Annotated in this window: 3 protein-coding genes; all 3 read left to right on the top strand. The window is 33.4% G+C overall.

Annotation, left to right across the window (positions count from 1 at the left end; translation table 11 throughout):
* Positions 1 to 231: 231 nt before the first annotated feature.
* A complete protein-coding gene (gene rpmH / locus HN894_12880; protein ID MBT7144214.1) occupies positions 232 to 390 on the top strand; it encodes a 50S ribosomal protein L34 in 159 nt (52 codons plus the stop codon).
* A gap of 401 nt (positions 391 to 791) precedes the next feature.
* The gene (locus HN894_12875; GenBank protein ID MBT7144213.1) at positions 792 to 1931 is read left to right on the top strand and encodes an acyl-CoA dehydrogenase; all 1140 of its coding nucleotides are present in this window, start codon (positions 792 to 794) and stop codon (positions 1929 to 1931) included.
* A 116-nt stretch (positions 1932 to 2047) separates the two neighbouring features.
* A complete protein-coding gene (gene recA, locus HN894_12870) occupies positions 2048 to 3067 on the top strand; it encodes a recombinase RecA (GenBank protein ID MBT7144212.1) in 1020 nt (339 codons plus the stop codon).
* Positions 3068 to 3279 lie beyond the last annotated feature (212 nt).

Below are 3279 nucleotides of genomic sequence, written 5' to 3'. Positions count from 1 at the left end.
TGTGTGTCAGATTTGAACTACCACAGATTTTTATTTTTGAGTAATAGCGAGCTATTTTGATGGAATAAAAATTGAGGACGGTCAAAGATGATGTGCAGTTTGGGCTTGTAGTAGAAATATTTATGAATTATTCAGGTTAAAGACTAAAATATATTTGTAATATAAAAAAAAATATTACTTTTGTGCTTTCAAAATTTTGAGATATAAGTGTTAAAGATAAAATAATTAGAAATGAAAAGAACGTTTCAGCCATCGAACAGAAAAAGGAAGAATAAGCACGGCTTCAGAGAAAGAATGTCCAGTGCAAACGGAAGAAAAGTAATATTATCGCGACGAGCAAAAGGAAGAAAAAAGCTTTCTGTCTCAGATGAGCCGAGGCATAAAGTTTAATTTTGTTTTTCATAGTACAAAATTTAAAGCTGAAGATCATTTATGGTCTTTGGCTTTTTTTGTTTATAAAACTATGCTGGAACATAAAGAATATGTTTTGTTGAAATATTAAATACTCCCTGAACTACAACAATTTATCATTGATATTAACCCAAATAGAAATTCGTATAAATTATAAATTTTACTAAATTTATTTTATAAGGTTCAATAAAGTATTTGTGAAATATTCTTATATTTGCTGAAAAGAATAGAATGTTAGATCTCAGACAGAAATAATTGATAAGTTATTTATTTTAATGTTCATTATTAATTGGTTAAAAATAATCAAGAACAATCGATTGAAGAGCCTTTAGATTTTACTGAAGCAAAATAATATATTATTAATTGAAAACCTTATAGATATGAATTTTGAATTTAATGAAGAGCAGTTGATGATAAAAGATATGGCAAGAGATTTTGCCAAATCGAAACTACTCACCGGTGTAATTGAGAGAGACGAAAAATGCGAATTCCCTGCAGCTCAAATTAAAGAAATGGGCGAATTAGGTTTGTTAGGAATGATGGTTGATGAAAAATATGGCGGTGGAGGTATGGATACGGTTTCTTATGTGTTAGCCATGGAAGAAATATCCAAAATAGATTCTGCAGCCTCAGTGGTAATGTCTGTCAATAATTCGCTTGTTTGTTGGGGATTAGAAAAATATGGGAATGAAGAACAAAAGCAAAAATATCTTGTCCCTCTCGCTACTGGTGAATATATTGGGTCCTTTTGTTTGTCGGAACCCGAAGCCGGTTCAGATGCAACTTCACAAAGAACAACTGCAATAGATAAAGGTGATTATTACTTGTTGAATGGTACAAAAAACTGGATAACAAATGGAAGTTCAGCAAAGTATCATCTTGTTATAGCTCAGACAAGTGTAGAATTGGGACATAAAGGAATTAATGCATTTATTGTTGATAAAGATTGGGAAGGATTTGAAATAGGACCTCACGAAAACAAAATGGGAATGAGAGCATCAGATACACATTCGTTGATGTTTACTGATGTGAAAGTCCCGAAGGAAAATCGAATAGGAGTAGATGGATTTGGTTTTAAATTTGCCATGAAAGTTTTGTCGGGAGGCAGAATTGGTATTGCATCGCAAGCTTTAGGTTTGGCACAGGGTGCTCTTGATTTGTCAGTTCAATATGCAAAAGAAAGAAAGGCTTTTGGAAAGCTAATTGGTCATCATCAGGCAATTGCCTTTAAGCTTGCAGAAATGGCAACTACTATTGAATCAGCTCGTTTGCTGACTTTAAAGGCTGCATGGCTGAAAGACAATGACAAAAACTATGATATTGCCAGTGCACATGCAAAATATGCTGCCGCTGAAACTGCAATGAAAGTTACTACCGAGGCTGTTCAAATTCATGGTGGGTATGGCTATGTCAAAGAATATCATGTTGAAAGAATGATGAGAGAAGCTAAACTTACTCAGATTTATGAAGGAACTTCAGAAATTCAGCAAATAGTAATTTCAAGAGCTTTATTAAAATAAAAGATAAGAAATTAGATTTTAATATTTAGATAGTATCACAAAACTATTTGAATGCATAATAAATGTCTCAAAATGTAAAATATGAGACAATAAAAAATATATAATAAACAGAAACAATGGCAAACGATAAAAAGCAAAAAGAAATTAATAGTGAGAAATCGAAAGCACTAAAGCTTACTTTAGACAAAATTGAAAAAAATTACGGGAAAGGTACCATCATGAAAATGGGTGAAAAGGCTATTGAAAATATGCCATATATTTCGTCCGGTTCTATTTCATTGGACGATGCTTTAGGAATTGGTGGTTATCCAAAAGGTCGTGTTATCGAAATTTTTGGACCAGAATCATCAGGTAAAACAACGCTTGCAATCCATGCTATTGCCGAAGCCCAAAAGAGTGGTGGAGTTGCAGCCATAATTGATGCCGAACATGCTTTTGATAGATTTTATGCCGAAAATTTAGGTGTAGATATCGAGAATTTATATATTTCTCAACCCGACAATGGAGAACAAGCTCTTGAAGTTACCGATCACCTGATACGTTCCGGAGCTATTGATATTATTGTTATTGATTCGGTTGCTGCTCTTACACCAAAAGCCGAAATCGAAGGCGAAATGGGAGATTCAAGAATGGGTCTTCAAGCCCGACTTATGTCGCAAGCATTAAGGAAATTGACTGCCAATATTAGTAAAACTGGCACATGTTGTGTTTTCATAAATCAGCTTCGCGAAAAAATTGGGGTTATGTTTGGAAATCCTGAAACTACTACCGGTGGAAATGCTCTTAAATTTTATTCCTCAGTGAGACTTGATATTCGTAGGATTAGTCAAATAAAAGATGCCGAGGATATTACAGGAAATAAAACAAGAGTTAAAGTTGTGAAAAACAAACTTGCTCCACCGTTTAGAAAAGCAGAATTTGATATTATGTATGGCGAAGGTATTTCTAAAACTGGAGAAATTATCGACTTAGGTGTTGAGTATAATATAATTAAGAAAAGTGGTTCATGGTTTAGCTACGGCGAAACAAAACTGGGGCAGGGGAGAGAGTCAGTGCGAAATTTAATATTTGATAATCCTGAACTTTCAGAAGAACTGGAAAAGAAAATTCGTATTGCAATTTCTGAAAAGAAATAAAAAAACGTACAAATTAAATTGTTTAGAGCCTCATCAATTTATAGATGGGGCTTTTTTGTTTCATTAGGAGCCCTCTAAAAATGCAAATTTCTTCGTTGTTTCGGGTGTAATAGACAAAAAGGAGGCTGTTTGACCTTGATATTTTTCAAGTGGACAAAAAGGAGGCTGTTTTTTTTAGCTAAAAAAACGATTTATGTAGCAGTGTTTTATCT

The sequence above is a fragment of the Bacteroidota bacterium genome (assembly GCA_018692315.1).
GTDB lineage: Bacteria > Bacteroidota > Bacteroidia > Bacteroidales > JABHKC01 > JABHKC01.
The sequence above is the reverse complement of the archived record's forward strand: the minus strand, read 5'-3'. Positions and strand labels throughout refer to the sequence as shown.

What these genes read in the sequence shown, in the direction of transcription:
- rpmH (MBT7144214.1), top strand. Translation starts at nt 232, where the DNA reads ATGAAAAGAACGTTTCAGCCATCGAACAGAAAAAGGAAGAATAAGCAC.
- HN894_12875 (MBT7144213.1), top strand. Translation starts at nt 792, where the DNA reads ATGAATTTTGAATTTAATGAAGAGCAGTTGATGATAAAAGATATGGCA.
- recA (MBT7144212.1), top strand. Translation starts at nt 2,048, where the DNA reads ATGGCAAACGATAAAAAGCAAAAAGAAATTAATAGTGAGAAATCGAAA.